Consider the following 18,724-nt stretch of genomic DNA (forward strand, 5'->3'; position numbering starts at 1 on the left):
CACTTTTAAAAGTGGACCAACAAAAATACTAAGTAGACACAAACCGCGAACTAGTGAAAACTTGGATTTACACACAAAAGCTATTGCTGGAAATGCAAGGAGTATATAAATTAACTTGTGTGATAAGCGTACCGTGATTTCCGCTGCGGGAAGTCGCTTTCCGCGGGCACGGCCTTAGCCTCCTCGAGGAAAACCACCTCTGCGGGGTCTTCGGACTCGTGCTGTTCCCGCAGGAGTCGACTTCCCTCCGCTCCAATCACTCTATGTTAGTTAGTGGCTTGGACGGTTCTACTAACAAAGGAGTTAGAGAATTAACCTCTCATACCTAGCTCGGGGAAAACACGGAGACTCCTGTGGGAGAAAAAGCCTAGATGAGACCCCACAGCGCGCAGCGCGAGGAGGCTCATCAGCGCCCACTGGACGCGGAGTGTTTTCCCCGAGCGGTTGCCAGGGGCAGTCATTAAAATCTGTCTAGTTACTTCGCAGTTTATGGATATTTGGTATTGGTTAATGATGAATATAAGGGGGATTGCTGCGTGGAGGAAACAAATAAGGTATTGGTAGTAGATGATGAGGATCGGATCAGACGGCTTATTCGTATGTATCTTGAACGTGAAGAGTTTGAGGTGGAAGAAGCTGAAGATGGCACGGAGGCACTTGAGATGGCAATGAATGATACATACAGTGTTATCTTGCTTGATATTATGATGCCTGGTATGAATGGCATTGATGTATGCAAGGAAATCCGAAAAGAGAAAGAAACGCCTATAATTATGCTGACAGCTAAGGGAGAAGAATCCAATCGTGTGCAAGGGTTTGAAGTCGGTGCAGATGATTACATTGTAAAACCTTTCAGCCCCAGAGAAGTTGTGCTTAGAGTTAAGGCCATTTTAAGGCGTATGTCTGCATCACAGTTTGAGCAATCTTCATTGCCGCCTAAAGATATCCTTTCTTTTCCGCATTTAACGATTGATCATGATGCACATAGGGTTACAGCAGATGGGACAGAAGTGGGTTTAACACCAAAAGAATATGAATTGCTGTGTTTTTTGGCTAAGTCCCCTGACAAGGTCTTCCACCGAGAGGATTTGTTGAAAGAGGTATGGCATTATGAATTCTTCGGCGATCTGCGTACTGTGGACACACATGTCAAAAGATTAAGAGAAAAATTAAGCCAAGTATCCGAACAAGCTGCTAAGATGATTGTAACGGTGTGGGGCGTCGGCTATAAATTTGAGGTGGATGATAACTGATGTTTTGGCGCAGTGTGGTTGGCAAACTAGCAATAACAATTCTATTGCTAGTTTCTTTTGTATTATTCGTACTCACAATTCTCATGCTTGAGTTTTTTGAGAATTTCCATATTCAAGAAGCTGAAGAAGATATTTTGGAAACTGCCAATAAAATATCAACGATGGTTAACCAGTATGAACATCGGGAAAATTTAATTGAGACAGTTGATTATATCAAAGATCCCTCAAGCCGTGTGTTGATTAGGTTCAACGATGAAGAGTATTGGCTGTCTGAAACAAGTGATGACGCTCTTTCTGCTGAAGACTCAACAACATGGATAGGTCATGACCAAGAACTCAATAATGTCGTAAAGGGAGAAGAAGTCAAAAAGCAAACACTTCTCCCAGGAACATCCACAGAAATAATGGTGGTCGGGACTCCTATTCCAAATGGACAGGGAGCAGTGTATGTTTATCAATCTCTAGCTGTGATCGACCAAACAAAAGCTGAAACAACAAAAATTATTTTTCTGGCGGCTGGAATCGCGATTATTTTGACGACCATTTTCGCTTTCTTTCTGTCTACGAGAATTACCTCTCCGCTCATTAAGATGCGAGAAGCCGCGTTTGATCTGACAAGAGGGGAATTTAATACAAAGGTCCCCATCTTAACCAATGATGAAATTGGCGGTCTGGCGATGGCATTTAACAGAATGGGGCGTCAGTTAAAGTTTCATATTAATGCACTGCGGCAGGAGAAAGAGCAAATGTCCAGCATTATCAGTTCAATGGCTGACGGTGTGATGACTTTAAACAGAAATGGCAATATCATTGTCACCAACGCCCCTGCAGAACACTTTCTGGATAGTTGGTATTTTGATAAAAATGAAGACCAATTTGAAGAAAATCAAATGCTTCCGGAAGAATTAAAGGAATTATTAACAGAGGTTGTCAATAAAGAAACTGAAGTCATGCAAGAAATCAATTTGCAAGGACGTACATGGGTCATGATCATGACACCTTTATATAACCAAACCTATGTAAGAGGCGCAGTTGCTGTCATACGCGACATGACTGACGAACGTCGGCTTGATAAATTGCGTAAGGATTTTATTGCCAACGTCTCTCACGAACTGAGAACACCAATAGCGATGATGCAAGGTTATAGTGAGGCGATAGTGGATGATGTTGCAGAAAGTAAAGAAGATAAAAATGAGCTGGCTGAAATCATTCATGAAGAGTCACTCAGGATGGGCAGACTGGTAAATGAACTGCTTGACCTGGCTCGGATGGAAGCAGGCCATATTCAACTGGATAAAGATGAAGTTAATCTTGACAAATTTTTTGAACGGATTATGAGGAAGTTCAGAGGTTTAGCTGAAGATACTCATATTGATCTGACACAGGAAAAAGATATCCAAACACAAACGGTCATGATGGATGCTGATAAGATGGAGCAAGTGCTCACCAATTTAATTGATAATGCTATTAGACATACAAGTGAAAATGGAGAAGTCAAAGTCATCGCTTTGAGTCATCAAGATAAATTCACCATTTCAGTGAAAGATAATGGTTCAGGTATACCAGAGGACGATCTTCCATTTGTATTTGAGCGTTTTTACAAAGCAGATAAAGCCAGAACACGAAACGGCAAGAAAAAAGGCACTGGTCTTGGACTCTCCATTGCTAAGCACATTGTTGAAGCACACCGGGGATCTATTACAGTCAACAGCAAACTGGGAGAAGGTACTACTTTCACCATTAAAATCCCAAATTAGTTTTAAATAGGATATAATTTATTAAAATTAGAACGCATGTCTTGGATAAGCACAAATCAAATGACATGCGTTTTTTTGACTTATTTTGAGAAAACATTTAATCTGTATATGAACAAAAGTATATTATTCTTATTCACATTCTGAATCAAATTACCCCGTCTCGCCATTGAAAGGTTGATGAGCGGTTTTTACAGAATTGGTCGGGCACTCTTCCCAAGCATCATTCAAGTCTTCAATAATATCCTCATCAACCTCTTCTGTTCCAGTATTGTGATCTATGCATACAAAAGCGATGCCTTCTTCGTCATAGTCAAATAGATCCGGAGCTGCCATCCCGCACGCCCCACAAGCAATGCATGTTTCTTGGTCTACAATGGTATAGGTCGCCACTAAGTATCCTCCTTGCTACTTCATCTATATTGTAAAACCCTCCGAGATAAATGGCAACCTGGCAAATATTCTCATTACAAAGGAATTGGTTAAAATGCTGCTTGAAGGTATGATCATAGCTTCTAATTTAAAATTCCGAGGAAACCGAACAACATCTGCATGCTACAATATTCTAATCGGTAAAAAATCCGTCCAAACTCTTCAAGATATACATGTATATGGATTGGGACCGCTTTATGGCGTTTACAAAGCTTTGGCAAGACATCGATTTCAAAGCGTTGTGCAACATCTCCTTGATGAGAGGTTACTAACCCTCCTAGACTCCAAAACAGTTATGCCAACGAAGAAAGGTGCAACATGGTTAAAAGACCAGAAGTTTGATCTTCATCATTTCAATGGAATACATTATCATGCTGTTGAACCTGTATTTATCAGACGACTGCTTCTCCTCATTCAGACGATGACCAACGCTGCAAACAACTATTTTTCTTTCATACCTATTGAAGATGATCGTTTGATATTGAACTGGGTTAAGAAGATCTATCGGCAAAACAACCATCCTGAAAAAGTGCTTGAGAGACTGTATTATGAATTATTCTCTCTTCTATCCAACATCCACGAGGAGCAGGCAGAGATGTTTGTGGATCGAATAACGGGGTATCTGCACTACGGAGCAAGCATACGACAGCTATCGCAAGCATACAACCTTTCTGTTGATGATGTTCATCTTAAGCTAACTTTGGTCAATCATCGAATGATACAGATGATTAGCGACTCAGATGCCTATCCATTTATGCAGAAGGTGTTAACAGGGATTGAACAACCAAGTACAATGAGCCATTCAGCAAGTCAAACCTATGATATGATCAAAAAGAAGTACACGCCCGAAGAAATTTCTGTAGCCAGGGGACTAAAACTGAATACGGTGTATGATCATATTGTCGAAATCATTTATTTTGACCCCAACATCCCCTCGAACCGTTTGTCCCCAGTAGGGAGAAAGACAGAATAGCTCAGGCGATTCAGCAAACAACCTCATATCGATTAAAGGACATTAAAGAACAAATGAATGAGGATGTTTCCTATTTTCAGATACGTTTGGTCATAGCTGCCATGCAGAGAGAAGGTGAATTTGATGCCCTCAAGGGAATTGGAAAAAGAACTGAAACATCATCTCAATTATGATGCATTCAGAACTGGACAGAAGGCGATTATTGAAGATGTTATGGGAGGCCATGATGTTATGGGGGTTTTGCCGACGGGCTCAGGCAAATCATTATGCTATCAATTGCCAGCTCAACTTTTAAAAGGTTTAACAATTGTTGTAAGCCCGTTAATCTCTCTTATGACAGACCAGGTGAAACAATTAAGAGCGCAGCACTATAAGGGTTCGATTGCCTTGAATAGCTTTATGAGCCCTAAGGAAAGGCAGGAAGTTCTCCGATCCCTTGGCGCATATAAATTGATCTATATCTCACCCGAACTTTTGCAGAACCCTGTTATTATGACAGCTTTTAAGCGACAAGAAGTTAGTTTGTTTGTCATTGACGAAGCACATTGCATTTCACAATGGGGACATGAATTCCGGCCTGACTATATGAGGCTTTCTGAAACGATTGCACATCTTGGCAATCCCCCTGTGATGGCTCTAAGTGCGACTGCAACCCCACAGGTACAAGAGGATATCATACGCGTATTGAATCTTCCCAACATCAAACGGCATATACATCCAATGGATCGACAGAATATTATGTTTGCAGTTGAGCAGGTTTTTGACCATAAAGATAAGATGTCGCGGTTAAAGGATTTGCTCGAAATGTATCAGGCACCGACATTAATATACTTTTCAAGCCGTCAGCTTACGGAGGAGGTTGCCTTAAATCTTCAAGCCGCTTTTAAGGATCGCCGCATTGCTTATTATCATGGCGGAATGGAACAGTCTGACAGACTATTAATTCAACAGCAGTTTATGAATGACCAGACAGATGTGATTTGTTGTACAAGCGCCTTTGGAATGGGGATTGATAAGAGCGATATTCATCTTATTGTACATTATCATTTTCCAACTCAGCTGGAATCCTATATCCAAGAGGTAGGCCGAGCCGGCAGAGATGGAAAAGATAGTATGGCCGTTTTGTTGTATGATTCTAAAGATGTGCATCTATCAAAACGGCTGCTGGCGAATGAATTGCCTGATGAACAGCAACTCGGAAATATAATTAGCATTATTAGAAATCTTAGCACCACAAGCAGAAAACTTCCTTTCGATGAAGAAATGATACTTATGACAGGCTTAAATGAGATTCAGTGGCGATTTCTGAAACACCAGCTTATGAAACGTGATATAATAACTGAAGATGGTCGTTTTATTCAGTCAGCAGATGATTGGGTAAAAACAATAGATACCATTCTTTCTCATATCCAACAACGTATGGGCGTCAAAGAACATAAGTTGAAACAAATGGTAGACTGGATGGAAACCACTAATTGTTTGCGATACGAGTTATATCGTCATTTTCAAGATGGTTATACCAAGAGGACTGTGAACTGCTGTTCAAATTGTGGCCTTCAATGGGATAAGCGCATTATCAGTGAGAGAAAACGCGAATCAAATGGAGAGAATTGGCATATGAAACTCAGAAAGCGTTTGCTGCAGCAATGAAAATGAAATCACAAAGCGATATTATTAAAACATTGTCAGATCGTCAATTAACCATACAGGTATATATGTCACAAGCACTGATGATGGTTTTCGCTGTTGGGCTGAGTTTATTTTTATTTGATGATCTTTCTGTTTGGCTCCAGCTGGTTAAATGGGACATCGAAGCCATAAGCTATTATGGCGTGGGTGCCGGGCTTGTGGTTATTTGTGCCGACCTGGTGCTTATGAAAGTGTTTCCTGAGCGTTTTTTTGATGACGGCGGCATTAACAAGCGTTTGTTTCAAAGCCGCCCATTTGGCGGTATATTTATCTTAGCAGCAGTTGTTGCCATAGCTGAAGAAATGTTATTTCGTGGCGCTATTCAAACTGTATTTGGATATTTTACGGCAAGTATTTTGTTCACACTCGTACATATTCGTTACTTGAAAAAACCTGTACTGTTCGTTTCCATTTTATTTGTCAGCTTTTACATTGGCTATATGTACGAAATTACAGGCAATATTCTTGTTACGATAGCTGCACATTTTACAGTTGACTTTGTTTTAGGATGTTTGATTCGCTTCCGGATGGGGGGATTTCGATGAATGAAAAAACTGAGCGACAGGATGAGGATCAGGCAGAGGAATTGCGAAGATTAATAGGAGACGTACAAGCAAATGAATTTCAGGCAGATGAAACTGACCAGAATAAACCAGAACATAATCATTCAAATCCGGATTCTGAAGAAGAAATTGATATTCTGAATTTACCGCCGCGTAAAATGGTTCATCAGCAGAAAAAGACGCCTGTAAAATTAAAGATCAAACGTCCTTTACTCCGGCTTTTACTTGTTGTAATTATCCTTATTGTCATATTGGTGTTGGCATGGATGTATTTGGATGGTACAATAATGGCGGCAGGGCCCCAATCAAGTGAAGAGGGTCCGAGTATATGGTTGGATACGCATGAATTCTTATGATTGCATATTTACTATGAACGTGTATACTAAAATTTGAGTATAACTTATAATAATTTTTAGGGATATTGTAGGAGGTAATCATGGTGGCCGAGAAAGCAGCTTCAAGCAAAGAAAACGAACAGATGGATGTTTTGCATTCAACTCGGGTTGTAATTAAAAATGCCTTGGACAAATTGGGATATCCGGATGAGGTTTATCAGTTACTAAAGGATCCGATTCGTATGTTGACTGTTCGAATTCCTGTCAGAATGGATGACGGGTCAATCAAGATTTTTACGGGTTACCGTGCCCAGCATAACGATGCTGTAGGACCGACAAAGGGCGGCGTTCGCTTTCATCCGGATGTTACGGAAAAAGAAGTTAAAGCGCTATCAATATGGATGAGTTTAAAAGCCGGAATTGTCGACTTGCCATATGGTGGAGGAAAGGGCGGCATCATCTGTGATCCGCGAGAAATGTCTTTTCGTGAACTTGAGGGATTAAGTCGGGGTTATGTCCGGGCCATCAGTCAGATTGTAGGACCGACAAAAGACATCCCTGCACCGGACGTTTTTACAAATTCGCAGATCATGGCTTGGATGATGGATGAATACAGTCGTATAGATGAATACAACAGCCCTGGTTTTATTACTGGCAAGCCCATTGTTCTTGGTGGTTCTCACGGACGTGAATCTGCTACAGCCAAAGGTGTTACAATTTGTATCAATGAAGCAGCCAAGAAAAGAGATATTGAATTAAAAGGGGCAAGAGTTATTGTCCAGGGGTTCGGTAATGCCGGTAGCTTCCTGTCCAAATTCTTACATGACGCAGGTGCAAAAGTTGTTGCCATTTCAGACGCTTATGGTGCTATTCATGATCCTGAAGGTTTAGATATCGATTACCTGCTGGAACGTCGAGACAGTTTTGGTACGGTGACAAACTTATTTAACAATACCATTTCAAATAAAGAAATGCTTGAATTGGAATGTGATATTTTAGTTCCAGCAGCTGTACAAAATCAAATCACCGAAGAGAACGCCCATAATATCCAAGCTAAAATTGTTGTGGAAGCTGCGAATGGTCCAACTACAATGGAAGCCACGAAAATATTGACCGAAAGAGATATCTTGCTTGTGCCGGATGTCATGGCATCAGCTGGCGGTGTTACGGTATCTTATTTCGAATGGGTGCAAAACAACCAGGGTTACTACTGGTCAGAAGAAGAAATCGATGAGAAGCTTCATGAAATTATGATTAAATCATTTAACGCCATCTATCAAACAGCTCAAACTAGACGTATAGATATGAGACTTGCTGCCTATATGGTCGGTGTGAGAAAAATGGCTGAAGCTGCGAGATTCCGTGGCTGGGTATAATAACCCGCGCACATCTTTATAAATGACGCAAAAACTCTTATCGTGTATATTAGATAAGAGTTTTTGTCTGTGCGATAAAATGTTTTTATTGAACAAAGGACGTGATTGACAGTGAAGGAAATAAATCAAAATGAGGAAAAAGTGGTGATCGTTGGGGTGGGCCGTGTGGCATGTCTTGTGCCATAGAACTTAAGAAACAAGGCTTTAATCCGCTCATTATTGAAAAACAAAATGTTGCCCATACGATACACCAATTCCCAACCCACCAGACATTTTTTAGTTCAAGCGACAAACTGGAAATAGGAGAAGTGCCATTTATAACAGAAAAGCAGAAACCCGTACGTAACGAGGCACTTGTGTATTACCGCAATGTTGCAAAAAGAATGGACCTGCGCATCAACACATTTGAAAAAGTAACAGCCGTTGAAAAGAAAGGCGATGCTTTCTTAATTTATACCCAGCACACTACAGGGGAAGAGCGTATATACAAAGCCGATTATGCAATCATTGCAACAGGGTACTATGACCAGCCGAATACGCTTGGGGTACCAGGTGAAACATTGCCCAAAGTATCACATTACTTTAAAGAAGCCCACCCTTACTTTAATACAGATGTCGTAGTGATTGGCGGTAAAAACTCTGCAGTAGATGCAGCCTTGGAACTGCACGCTGCTGGTGCTCATGTGACGGTGCTTTATCGGGGAGCTGAATATTCCCAAAGTATCAAACCGTGGATTTTACCCAACTTTGAGGCGCTTGCCAATAAACAGTATGTAAAAATGGTTTTTAGCGCGCAGGTACGCAGCATTACAGATCACTCTGTTACCTATCAGACTGGTAAAGAGGTGCATACCATTGATAATGATTTTGTGTTTGCTATGATTGGATATAAACCAAACGTTGAGTTTCTTGAGACAATGGGGATTAAAATTGATTCTGAGACAGGAAAACCGTGCCACGATGAGCACACATACGAAACCAATGTACCAGGCATTTATATCGCTGGCGTCGTAGCAGCGGGGTTCAATAATAATAAGATCTTCATTGAAAATGGACGCTTCCACGGTATGAATATCGCCAAATCGATTGCAGATAAAGAAACGATTCACCAGTAACCATCAATTACGGCATATTTGAACGAGCCAAATACTTCTTTACTGCGTTTACTATATAAGACAAATTATTTGTATTTACTAGAATGGCTCGTTATGGCTTTAAAAGAAACATTTGGCTATTACTCACACGGTAAACTGAACTTAATTACATGCATCGGAAATTAGAATGATCAAGTAGGTACACACCAACAACGCCTGATGGTGTATACCCAACCGAAAGAAACATCAAAAAACAACCTCCAGCTGAATGATTCCAGCTGGAGGTTTTTCCATTAAAAGTAAATCTTTTTCATATATATTACTCCTGTTCATTAAAGCACAATATAAGTAAACTGCGAACTAACTTGTAACTGTCTCGCTCAGCGGCTCGGGGGAAACACTGCGCTTTCCGCGGGCGCTGCTGAGCCTCCTCGGTCTAACGACCTCCGGGGTCTCACCGAGGCTCGTCCTCCCGCTGGAGTCTCCGTGTTTCCCCGAGCTTGGTGAGAAGTGTTCACCTTCCTTCTTGCTTTCATGAGCAGCCCAAGAAGTGTTCCGTTCAAACTTAAATTCTTATGCAGAGCCGTCCAAGCCCCTGAATTACATAGAGTGATTGGAGCGGAGGGAAGTCGACTCCTGCGGGAACAGCACGAGTCTGAAGACCCCACAGTGAGTACATTAAGGAGGGTCGACTAAAACCGCCCTTTGCGGGCAACGTCGACATACCCCTTGCCGGGGCAAGGAGGCTGAGGCCGTGCCCGCGGCTAGAAGACACTGTGAAAGTGGGGTTCTTGAACAGATGTCGCACTTGAGCTGTGATAAAGTTAAAGCGACTTCCCGAAGCGCAAATCACGACGCTCTCATTGTGGTGGTTAGTTGCCAGAAGCAGTCATTCAAGTTTTCATTAGTTCACAGTTTGTGTCTACTATCACCATGTTTTTTAAGTGAAATCGGCAATTTTTTAAGGAAAGAATTTAAAGTGAATGTATATGTATTTTAAAATTTGTGTTTTCAATTTTTAGTGTTAATGGTACGATTGTCTTATCAACTCGAAATGAGGGCATTTGTATGTTTGCTGTACTGTCTGCCAGTGTGGCTCCGGCGGTTGCGTTGATGTCATTCTTTTATCTAAAAGACAGGTATGCTGAGCCGCTGCCGTTAATTATAAAGATGTTTTTGTGGGGCGTTTTGCTCGTATTGCCGATTATGTTTATGCAATATGCCATAGCTCAGGAAGGCTGGATACAAAATGGCGTGTTTCAGTCATTTATTGTGTCAGGTTTTTTTGAAGAGTTCTTCAAATGGTTCATTTTTATATACATGATCTATCATCATACCGAATTCGACACCCATTATGATGGAATTGTATACGCAGTAGCAATCAGTCTAGGGTTTGCAACTTTTGAAAACGTGCTGTACTTGATGACAAATGGTTTAAAATATGCGCTTACAAGAGCGATTTTCCCGGTATCATCCCATGCTCTGTTTGGGTTATTATGGGTTATTACTTTGGGAAAGCCAAAATGAGGAAAGCTCGAAAGGTTCGTCATATCATTCTGGCACTTGTACTACCATTTCTTTTGCATGGGACATATAATTATATTTTGACTGGAACGAACTGGGCATATGTTTTAGTTCCGTTTATGTTGGGCTTATGGATGCTTGCCATGCGCCGTGTTAAAACTGCATCAGCCCTGTCCCGACATAACGACGTGGTTCCCATCAATCAATTTAAAAATCAAGCTTAAGCCTCCATACAAACGTGTGGAGGTTTTAATTTGTCTTAAGAGACAGGATTTTGATGTATAAACCTGACGTGTTTGACAAAAAATAACTGACCAGAACAACCAGTAGAGCAGGAGGAGCAAATATGACTCTTAAGAAAAGACTTATCCTGGCCGCAGGAATAATCATCATGACGATTTTCCTTGTGCCTGTTCATTCAAATCATCCGGTGAAGGCATTTTCAAATCAGGTTATTCAACACGGTGCGGTGGGGGACGATGTAATTGAATTGCAAGCACGGCTGCAATATCTGGGCTTTTACAATGGAAAAATTGACGGTGTTTTTGGATGGGGACATACTGGGCTTTAAGAAACTTTCAGTATGAATTCGGGCTTGATATTGACGGTCTTGCAGGTGGCACCACCAAGAATAAGCTAGCAAAGGCAAGTAAGTATGATAAAGATTTTGTGCAAAAACAAATTAAAGAGGGCAATCGCTTCACTCATTATGGAGGGGTGGACAACAAGAAGCAGACTGCTCCAAAAAAGCAACCAGACCAAAAGGAACAGCCTTCAACTACCCCCACGGGGACTTCAAAAGTAAATGTGCCACAAGGTTATTCGCAAAATGATATTAAATTGCTGGCGAATGCTGTTCATGGGGAATCGAGGGGAGAGTCTTACGTAGGCCAGGTTGCCGTAGCTGCGGTCATTCTTAACCGTGTTCAGAGTCCGACATTTCCTAACACGGTTTCAGGTGTTATATTCGAGCCGAGAGCTTTTACAGCCGTAGCAGACGGTCAGATATGGCTTACACCGAACGACGAATCAAAACGCGCAGTCTTGGATGCCATTAATGGCTGGGACCCATCTGGAAATGCTTTATATTATTTTAACCCAGACACGGCTACCTCTGCTTGGATATGGACAAGACCGCAAATCAAAAAGATTGGCAAACATATATTTTGTAAATAGAAAGGTGGGAACAGTATGATACGCTGGATATTGATCGGAGTCTTGTCCATAACGACAATCGCAGGCGGAATTTGGGGTTACCAAGAGAGACAGGATAAAAACGCAATCTTGATTCAGGCGGAAAACAATTATCAAAAGTCATTCCATAACCTCACTTACCACATGGATTTGCTTCATGATAAAATTGGTACAGCACTGGCTATGAATTCCGAAAAAAGTCTATCACCCGCCATGGTGGAAATCTGGCGCTTAACTTCAGAATCTTTGTCAGATGTGGGGAATCTCCCTTTAACATTGCTGCCTTTTAATAAAACGGAATCATTTCTGGCAGATATTGGTGATTTCACCTACAGAACGTCGGTTCGAAACCTGGAGAAAGATCCGCTGACAGATGAAGAGACAAAGGCTTTGGAAAATTTGTATAAACAAGCTGCTGATATAAAAGACGAGCTGCGGGAAGTACAGCACCTGGTACTTGAAAATAATCTGCGTTGGATGGATGTCGAACTGGCTTTGGCTACTGAAGACGAACAGGCGGATAATACCATTATTGATGGCTTTAAAACCGTGGAAGAAAAAGTGGAAGGGTATTCAGAAGGCAACATTCAGTCCAGTGTGATAGGCATGGCAACGAAAGATCATGAGTTTAAAAATATCTCAGGCGAAAAACTCAATCAAGAAACAGCGCTTGACAAAAGTAAAGCGATTTTTAAACTGAAAGACGACCAGGATCTTGCAATTGCCGGGACAGGCAAGGGGGCTGATATTCCCCTCTACAGTATATCGTATAAAGATGGTGATCGTCATGGATATATGGATATGACCCAAAAAGGCGGGCATCCGCTGAATATTTTAGTTGAGCGACCTATTAAAGAAAAAAAGCTCAGTTTGAATAAAGGGCTTGAAAAGGCAGAGCGTTATTTACAGGATTATGATCTTGATCATATGCAGATCTTCAACAGCAGTGAATATGAACATATCGGCGTTTATTCATTTTTATATAATCAGGATGACATTCGAATATACCCGGACGCTGTGGAAGTGAAAGTTGCCCTCGATAATGGAGACATTCTTGGATTGACTGCACGAAACTTTTATATGAATCACCACGAGAGGGAAATACCGGAACCGGAATGGTCCGCCGAAGAAGCAAAAGAGCAAGTGAATTCTAATGTGAAAATACAAGAAAATCATCTTGCCGTCATCGAAAACGATTTAGGTGAAGAAGTTCTTGTTCATGAGTTTCTAGGAACCATGAATGATGACACATATAGAATCTTTATTAATGCTTTAAACGGAAATGAAGAACGTATTGAAAAACTTGGGGGTACTGAGATCAATTACGAAGGGTTATCGTAAAACAAGATTGAATGGTCAGTTTTGGAAGGAAAGGGCTGTTTAGCCTTTTCCTTTTGCTTTTTTTCTGTAATAATAAAATTATATACAAAGGGGGAATTTGTATGCTGCCAGTTGGTACGCCATTGTCGCTTGTTGTGCTGGACGGTGATGAATATGCTGAAGAAACTTACAGGGCAAATGTAATTGATGTGAGGGATCAATTTATATACATAGACTACCCGATTGGGGAACAAACAAATAAATCAGCATTTCTTCCAATCGATGCACATGTCCGCATCTCTTATGTTGGAAAGGATAAAGCAGTTTACACTTTTGCGACACATATTGTATCAAGGGTGAAATTAACGATACCAGCGTTAAAGCTGTTTCAACCTGATCAAACGACTATTAAGAAAATACAACGAAGACAATACGTACGCATCGATACCGCAATAGACATTGCCGTTGAACGTATTGAGAAGGGGCAAGAAAGCTTCACGACGGTTACACTCGATATCAGCGGCGGAGGTTTGTCCGTCATTACACAGAATCAGACTCTGATTGAAGGTGAAAACGTTGCTGTCACGATGGTGCTTCCATTCTTATCAGGGGAAATCATTTATAGTCATGCTAAAGCAAGAGTTGTCAGAATCCGTATGGTTAATAAGATTAAAAGCGCATCACTCGGATTCACTGAGATATCAGATAAAGATAGACAGACGATCATCCGTTATTGTTTTGAAAAACAGCGGGAGACAAGACGTAAAGAACGATTATGATTGCAGTCAAATGGACGCTGGTTTGTTACTTATGTTATGATATGTATGCGAAAGTAGGTTGAGACCTTAAGAGCCTTTGGAAGGAATGACTGTACATGAATGAAAATAATATCGCCATTGCAATTGATGGGCCGGCAGCAGCTGGCAAGAGCACGGTTGCCAAAATAGTTGCCCACCGTCTATCCTACATATATATTGATACCGGCGCGATGTACAGGGCATTGACATTATCTGCTATAGAACAGAGTATGGATGTCCGTAATGAACAAAAGCTTAATGAGTTATTGCTGCAAACCGACATCGTGCTGGAACAGGAAGAAGACGGGCAGCATGTTTTTGTAAATGGAAAAGATGTTACATTTGATATCCGGACAGACCAGGTGTCGAACCAGGTATCCCATGTGGCTGCGCATCCCGCAGTAAGACATGAAATGGTCCGCCGTCAAAAAGAAATGGCAACAAAACGTTGTGTGGTTATGGATGGGCGAGATATAGGCACCCATGTAATACCAGATGCCGAAGTGAAAATATTTCTTGTAGCGTCTGTTGAGGAGCGGGCTAAACGCCGGTATGAAGAAAATGTAAATAAAGGCATTCCAGCAGATTTTGATAGATTGAAACAAGAAATTATTGACAGAGATTTGATTGATTCGCAACGTGAGATTTCGCCACTGATTAAAGCGGATGATGCAATTGAAATTAATACGACCAGCTTATCCATTCAGGAGGTCGCTGATCGTATATTAACATATGCCGAACAGCGGATACAGGCATAAGGGGGAGAACTATGAATCTATATACGATCGCCAGAACGGCAGTTAAAATCATTCTCTTTCCCCTGTATCGCATTAAAGTTCATGGCAAGGAACACATACCGAGTAGAGGGCCTGTGATTATTTGTTCGAATCATATTTCGAATCTGGACCCCCCTGTTGTGGGCATCACTTCGCCCAGACCCATTTATTTTATGGCTAAATCAGAACTGTTTGATAAACCAGTTCTAAAAAAGTTGCTTCCTGGTATCCAGGCATTTCCAGTCAAGAGGGGCATGAAAGACCGAAATGCATTAAGAAAAGGTCTGCAAGTGCTGGAAGATGGCAATACACTTGGGTTGTTTCCTGAGGGGACAAGAAGCAAAACAGGCGAACTTGGAGATCCTTTAGCAGGTGCCGGTTTTTTCGCATTAAGATCTGAAGCTACGATTATACCATGTGCAATTGTCGGTCCATATAAAATTGGCAGACGGCTGCACGTCATTTATGGAAAGCCAGTGGACATGAAATCATACAGAGAAAATAAAACTTCTGCTAAAGAAACAGTCAATATGATAATGGGCGATATACAGACCTTAATTGATGACCACAAAAAACAAAAATAGCTTTTTTTGTAAAATCAATTCTTTTCAGGTTAAAAATATCTTTATTTATGATATATTATGGTGGACAAATAAAATATCGAGACATATTTCATTTATAAGATGAAATTGCTGTTTGTATTTCTAAGGAGGGCTATAGTATGAGTGAGCACGAAGTACCAAATGTCAATGTGGGAGACATTGTAAAAGGAACTGTTGTGAAAGTTGAAGACAAGCAGGTTCTTGTAGATATCGGTTATAAAACCGAGGGAATTGTTCCCATCAGCGAGTTATCCAACCTTCATGTCGAAGAAACTGCGGATGTCGTTTCTGAAGGTGATGAACTTACTTTAAAGATTAAAAAAGTGGAAGATGATGAAATTATCCTTTCCAAGCGTGCTGTCGAAGCAGAAGAAGCATGGGAGCAACTGGAAGAAAAATTCAATAGCCAGGAAGTTTTTGAAACAACGGTTAAAGAGGTTGTAAAAGGCGGATTGGTTGTTGACGTTGGTCTGCGCGGATTTATTCCGGCTTCACTTGTTGAGACCTATTATGTTGAAGACTTTTCAGACTACCTTAACCAGCCCCTTACTGTAAAAGTGGCTGATCTTGACCGTGAACAGGATCGCGTCATTCTTTCTCATCGGGCTGTTGTGGAAGAGGAAAATGAAAAGAATAAGCAGGAAATCCTGCAAAAACTTGAGCCAGGACAAGTCATCGAGGGCACGGTTCAGCGTATCACTAATTTTGGTGCTTTCGTGGACGTAGGTGGTATTGATGGTCTTGTGCATATTTCCGAGTTATCACATGAACATGTTGAAAAGACATCTGATGTCGTGTCGGAAGGCGATAAATTGGAAGTGGAAATCTTGTCAGTTGACCGAGACAGTGAGCGTATTTCGCTTTCTCACAAGAATACACTTCCTGGCCCATGGACAAATATAGAAGCGCGTCTTGCGCCTGGTGATGTTGTAGAAGGTACTGTTAAAAGACTTGTTAATTTTGGCGCTTTTGTAGAGCTTTTCCCAGGTGTTGAAGGGTTGGTTCATATTTCACAGATTGCCAATCGTCACATCGGTACACCATCAGAAGTTCTTGAAACCGGTCAGACTGTTAATGTCAAAGTTATAGATGTGAATGAACAAGATGAGCGCATTGCGCTGAGCATCAAAGAACTTGAGCAGGAAGAAGAAGCTAAGGAAATTACGTCTTATGAAAAAGACAATGATCAATCAAGCTTTTCTTTCGGTGATGTTATTGGTGACAAACTGGACAAATATAAATAAGAATTGCTTCCCCCTCTCCATGATGGAGGGGGATTTTTTTGTTTAAAAAGTACGATCACAACCCATAATGATAAAAGATGGGGGTGGTCAATTTGAGCAGTGGATTTTTGTTTGTGTGGATGACATGGGTTATTTGGGTGATTATGGTTTTCTTTTTGTCATCTTTTAATAGCAAAACATTGCTCTCAGGCGGGCTGTTATTAATGATTTCATGTGTCAATTTTTATGTAGCCTTGTCGGATATCAGTTTTAATATGACATTTTTCTTGATGTTTTTAGGAAGCATTTTTGTTTTTGTCCGTAAATCCTTGCCTCTTTATGCTTTATTCTGTGCCTTAGCATTATCAATTGGCTATACCAGTATGCTGTTATGGGAGCAACTGATGCCTGTTTGGTGGTTCATGCCTAAACTTCTGATGATGCCTTTATTGGTCTGTATATTGGTCGTGCTCATGCAACGTACTACAGAAGGAAGAATGGTAGTCTCTGTTTTGGGTATGGTAAACGGGGAAATGCTGCATAAGCTGATTTTGTATGGTTACCATATACAGATAGACATTGGATCTTTTGAGTTTTTGGATCAAGTGACTGTAACGGTATTGTTGATCTTGGTCATACATACTTTCAGATGGCTTAAATCCCCATTCTACAGTTTTCCGAAACAACTGGTGAGGTGAGGTTATGAATGAATATATCTATCCTATTGTATTTGGCATTTTAATCGGTGTCATAGCGCGGATTATAATGCTTCGAACAGATTACAGGCAATATCCGACTTATCTGCACGGCAAGATCATCCATCTGGCCCTTGGATTTATAGCGGCTTCACTGGGAGCGATGGCCGTGCCTGCTCTGATGGAAAAGGAATTTACAGCCATCACTTTTTTAACGCTTGCAGCCAGTCAATTTCGTGAAGTCCGTAATATGGAAAGACAAACTTTAACAGAAATTGACGGTCTGGAACTGGTTCCAAGAGGCAAGACATATATCGAAGGCATCGCCATCTCGTTCGAAGGCCGTAACTATCTGGTTATATTCACATCACTTGTAGGCACGTTGCTGTTTCTTGTCTATAATGTCTACATTGCTTTTTTAGGAGGCATCCTCTGTTTGCTGCTTGGAAAAATGCTGATGAGTGGCTCCACATTAAAGGATATTGTTGATATTGAGCATCACCCACTTCATTTTGACGGAGCAGGGCTGTATATTGATAATATTTACATCATGAATATTGGACTAACAGAACGGCAGGAAGATATTAAAAAATATGGCATGGGTTTTGTTTTAACACCAAAGAACATGAATATTAATACAACCATTGCAAACCTGGGGCAGCGTCAGGCGATTTTACATGATGTATCGATTTCACTTGGAGTGTTCAGAGATTCAGGCACGCCAGCCCTCACCCCACTTATTAAGCGTGATCTTGACGATGGACGCATTGGTGTGTTTATCCTACCCCAAATTAGAGAAGTGAAAAAAGCCGCAGAGATTATTGGAGCAGTCCCGGTACTTGAAAATGCAATTCGACTTCCATCCAAGTCCAGGACGCATAATAAGGATGAGGAGGCAGCACAATGATCGTTGAAAAAGCGATACTGGCAGTCATTACAACGAACAAACAAAAATCGGCGGCGGGGCTCCGGTTTTTTTGTGCGATGACAAAGAGGAAATGCAAATGGTAGCCTCGAATCTGGAAGCAATTATGGATGGCATTGCCCATGCACTGGGGGAAGAATTGCTTGTGATTGTTAAACACGGTTAAAAATTGTTTATATCTCTCAACTTTGATAAAATG

The 18,724-nt window shown here is 41.1% G+C and carries 17 protein-coding genes and 3 pseudogenes; 19 read left to right on the forward strand and 1 reads right to left on the reverse strand.

All coding sequences use genetic code 11. From position 1 onward, the window contains the following. Positions 1–536 precede the first annotated feature (536 nt). Together JNUCC1_RS16760 and JNUCC1_RS16765 are read left to right on the forward strand one after the other, a co-directional pair. Positions 537–1,253, forward strand: a complete 717-nt coding sequence (locus tag JNUCC1_RS16760; RefSeq protein WP_331713840.1) for a response regulator transcription factor — start codon at positions 537–539, stop codon at positions 1,251–1,253. After that, positions 1,253–3,010 carry an ATP-binding protein gene (locus JNUCC1_RS16765; RefSeq protein WP_197431777.1) on the forward strand — a complete coding sequence of 586 codons (1,758 nt, stop codon included), beginning with the start codon at positions 1,253–1,255 and terminating at the stop codon, positions 3,008–3,010. The genes JNUCC1_RS16760 and JNUCC1_RS16765 overlap by 1 nt, the downstream gene beginning before the upstream one ends. 150 nt (positions 3,011–3,160) lie before the next feature. Here the strand turns inward: JNUCC1_RS16765 and JNUCC1_RS16770 are convergent, their stop codons facing one another. Next, the gene (locus JNUCC1_RS16770; protein ID WP_331713841.1) at positions 3,161–3,400 is read right to left on the reverse strand and encodes a ferredoxin; all 240 of its coding nucleotides are present in this window, start codon (positions 3,398–3,400) and stop codon (positions 3,161–3,163) included. A gap of 862 nt (positions 3,401–4,262) precedes the next feature. On the opposite strand from JNUCC1_RS16770, the pseudogene JNUCC1_RS19540 reads away from it, so the two are divergent. From JNUCC1_RS19540 to JNUCC1_RS16855, 17 genes and pseudogenes are all read left to right on the forward strand, one after another. Further along, positions 4,263–4,585, forward strand: a pseudogene (locus tag JNUCC1_RS19540) (helix-turn-helix domain-containing protein). After that, entirely contained in the window at positions 4,536–6,062 is a 1,527-nt protein-coding gene (locus JNUCC1_RS16785) for a RecQ family ATP-dependent DNA helicase (RefSeq protein ID WP_156646717.1), read from the forward strand. The pseudogene JNUCC1_RS19540 and the gene JNUCC1_RS16785 overlap by 50 nt, the downstream one beginning before the upstream one ends. Then, positions 6,059–6,646: a CPBP family intramembrane glutamic endopeptidase gene (locus JNUCC1_RS16790; RefSeq protein WP_231784261.1), complete on the forward strand. Its 588-nt coding sequence runs from the start codon at positions 6,059–6,061 to the stop codon at positions 6,644–6,646. The genes JNUCC1_RS16785 and JNUCC1_RS16790 overlap by 4 nt, the downstream gene beginning before the upstream one ends. After that, positions 6,643–7,020: a hypothetical protein gene (locus JNUCC1_RS16795; protein WP_156646719.1), complete on the forward strand. Its 378-nt coding sequence runs from the start codon at positions 6,643–6,645 to the stop codon at positions 7,018–7,020. The genes JNUCC1_RS16790 and JNUCC1_RS16795 overlap by 4 nt, the downstream gene beginning before the upstream one ends. An 80-nt stretch (positions 7,021–7,100) precedes the next feature. Continuing rightward, complete coding sequence (locus tag JNUCC1_RS16800) at positions 7,101–8,375, forward strand: Glu/Leu/Phe/Val family dehydrogenase (RefSeq protein ID WP_156646721.1); 1,275 nt, start codon at positions 7,101–7,103, stop codon at positions 8,373–8,375. Positions 8,376–8,545: 170 nt separating this feature from the next. Beyond that, positions 8,546–9,490 (forward strand): YpdA family putative bacillithiol disulfide reductase, encoded by a 945-nt coding sequence (locus tag JNUCC1_RS16805; RefSeq protein ID WP_156646723.1) that lies wholly within the window; start codon positions 8,546–8,548, stop codon positions 9,488–9,490. A 1,047-nt stretch (positions 9,491–10,537) separates the two neighbouring features. Then, positions 10,538–11,217, forward strand: a pseudogene (gene prsW / locus JNUCC1_RS16810) (glutamic-type intramembrane protease PrsW). 122 nt (positions 11,218–11,339) lie between these two features. Next, a complete protein-coding gene (locus tag JNUCC1_RS19545) occupies positions 11,340–11,564 on the forward strand; it encodes a peptidoglycan-binding protein (RefSeq protein ID WP_442915493.1) in 225 nt (74 codons plus the stop codon). Further along, entirely contained in the window at positions 11,543–12,169 is a 627-nt protein-coding gene (gene sleB / locus JNUCC1_RS16815) for a spore cortex-lytic enzyme (RefSeq protein ID WP_442915494.1), read from the forward strand. Before JNUCC1_RS19545 ends, sleB begins: the two co-directional genes overlap by 22 nt. Positions 12,170–12,184: 15 nt before the next feature. Then, positions 12,185–13,528: a germination protein YpeB gene (gene ypeB, locus JNUCC1_RS16820; protein ID WP_156646725.1), complete on the forward strand. Its 1,344-nt coding sequence runs from the start codon at positions 12,185–12,187 to the stop codon at positions 13,526–13,528. Positions 13,529–13,629: 101 nt separating this feature from the next. Further along, positions 13,630–14,286: a flagellar brake protein gene (locus JNUCC1_RS16825; protein WP_197431779.1), complete on the forward strand. Its 657-nt coding sequence runs from the start codon at positions 13,630–13,632 to the stop codon at positions 14,284–14,286. Between the two features lie 95 nt (positions 14,287–14,381). After that, entirely contained in the window at positions 14,382–15,062 is a 681-nt protein-coding gene (gene cmk / locus JNUCC1_RS16830; protein ID WP_156646729.1) for a (d)CMP kinase, read from the forward strand. Between the two features lie 11 nt (positions 15,063–15,073). Then, on the forward strand, positions 15,074–15,664 hold the full coding sequence (locus JNUCC1_RS16835) for a lysophospholipid acyltransferase family protein (protein ID WP_156646731.1): 591 nt from the start codon (positions 15,074–15,076) through the stop codon (positions 15,662–15,664). Between the two features lie 137 nt (positions 15,665–15,801). After that, positions 15,802–16,926 carry a 30S ribosomal protein S1 gene (rpsA, locus tag JNUCC1_RS16840; RefSeq protein ID WP_156646733.1) on the forward strand — a complete coding sequence of 375 codons (1,125 nt, stop codon included), beginning with the start codon at positions 15,802–15,804 and terminating at the stop codon, positions 16,924–16,926. 92 nt (positions 16,927–17,018) lie between these two features. Beyond that, a complete protein-coding gene (locus JNUCC1_RS16845) occupies positions 17,019–17,603 on the forward strand; it encodes a YphA family membrane protein (protein ID WP_156646735.1) in 585 nt (194 codons plus the stop codon). A gap of 4 nt (positions 17,604–17,607) precedes the next feature. Beyond that, on the forward strand, positions 17,608–18,507 hold the full coding sequence (locus JNUCC1_RS16850) for a YIEGIA family protein (protein WP_156646737.1): 900 nt from the start codon (positions 17,608–17,610) through the stop codon (positions 18,505–18,507). After that, a pseudogene (locus JNUCC1_RS16855) lies at positions 18,504–18,691 on the forward strand (capping complex subunit for YIEGIA). Before JNUCC1_RS16850 ends, JNUCC1_RS16855 begins: the two are co-directional and overlap by 4 nt. The last annotated feature ends 33 nt before the right edge of the window (positions 18,692–18,724 follow it).

The organism is Lentibacillus sp. JNUCC-1 (assembly GCF_009741735.1).
Taxonomy (GTDB): domain Bacteria; phylum Bacillota; class Bacilli; order Bacillales; family Amphibacillaceae; genus Lentibacillus_B.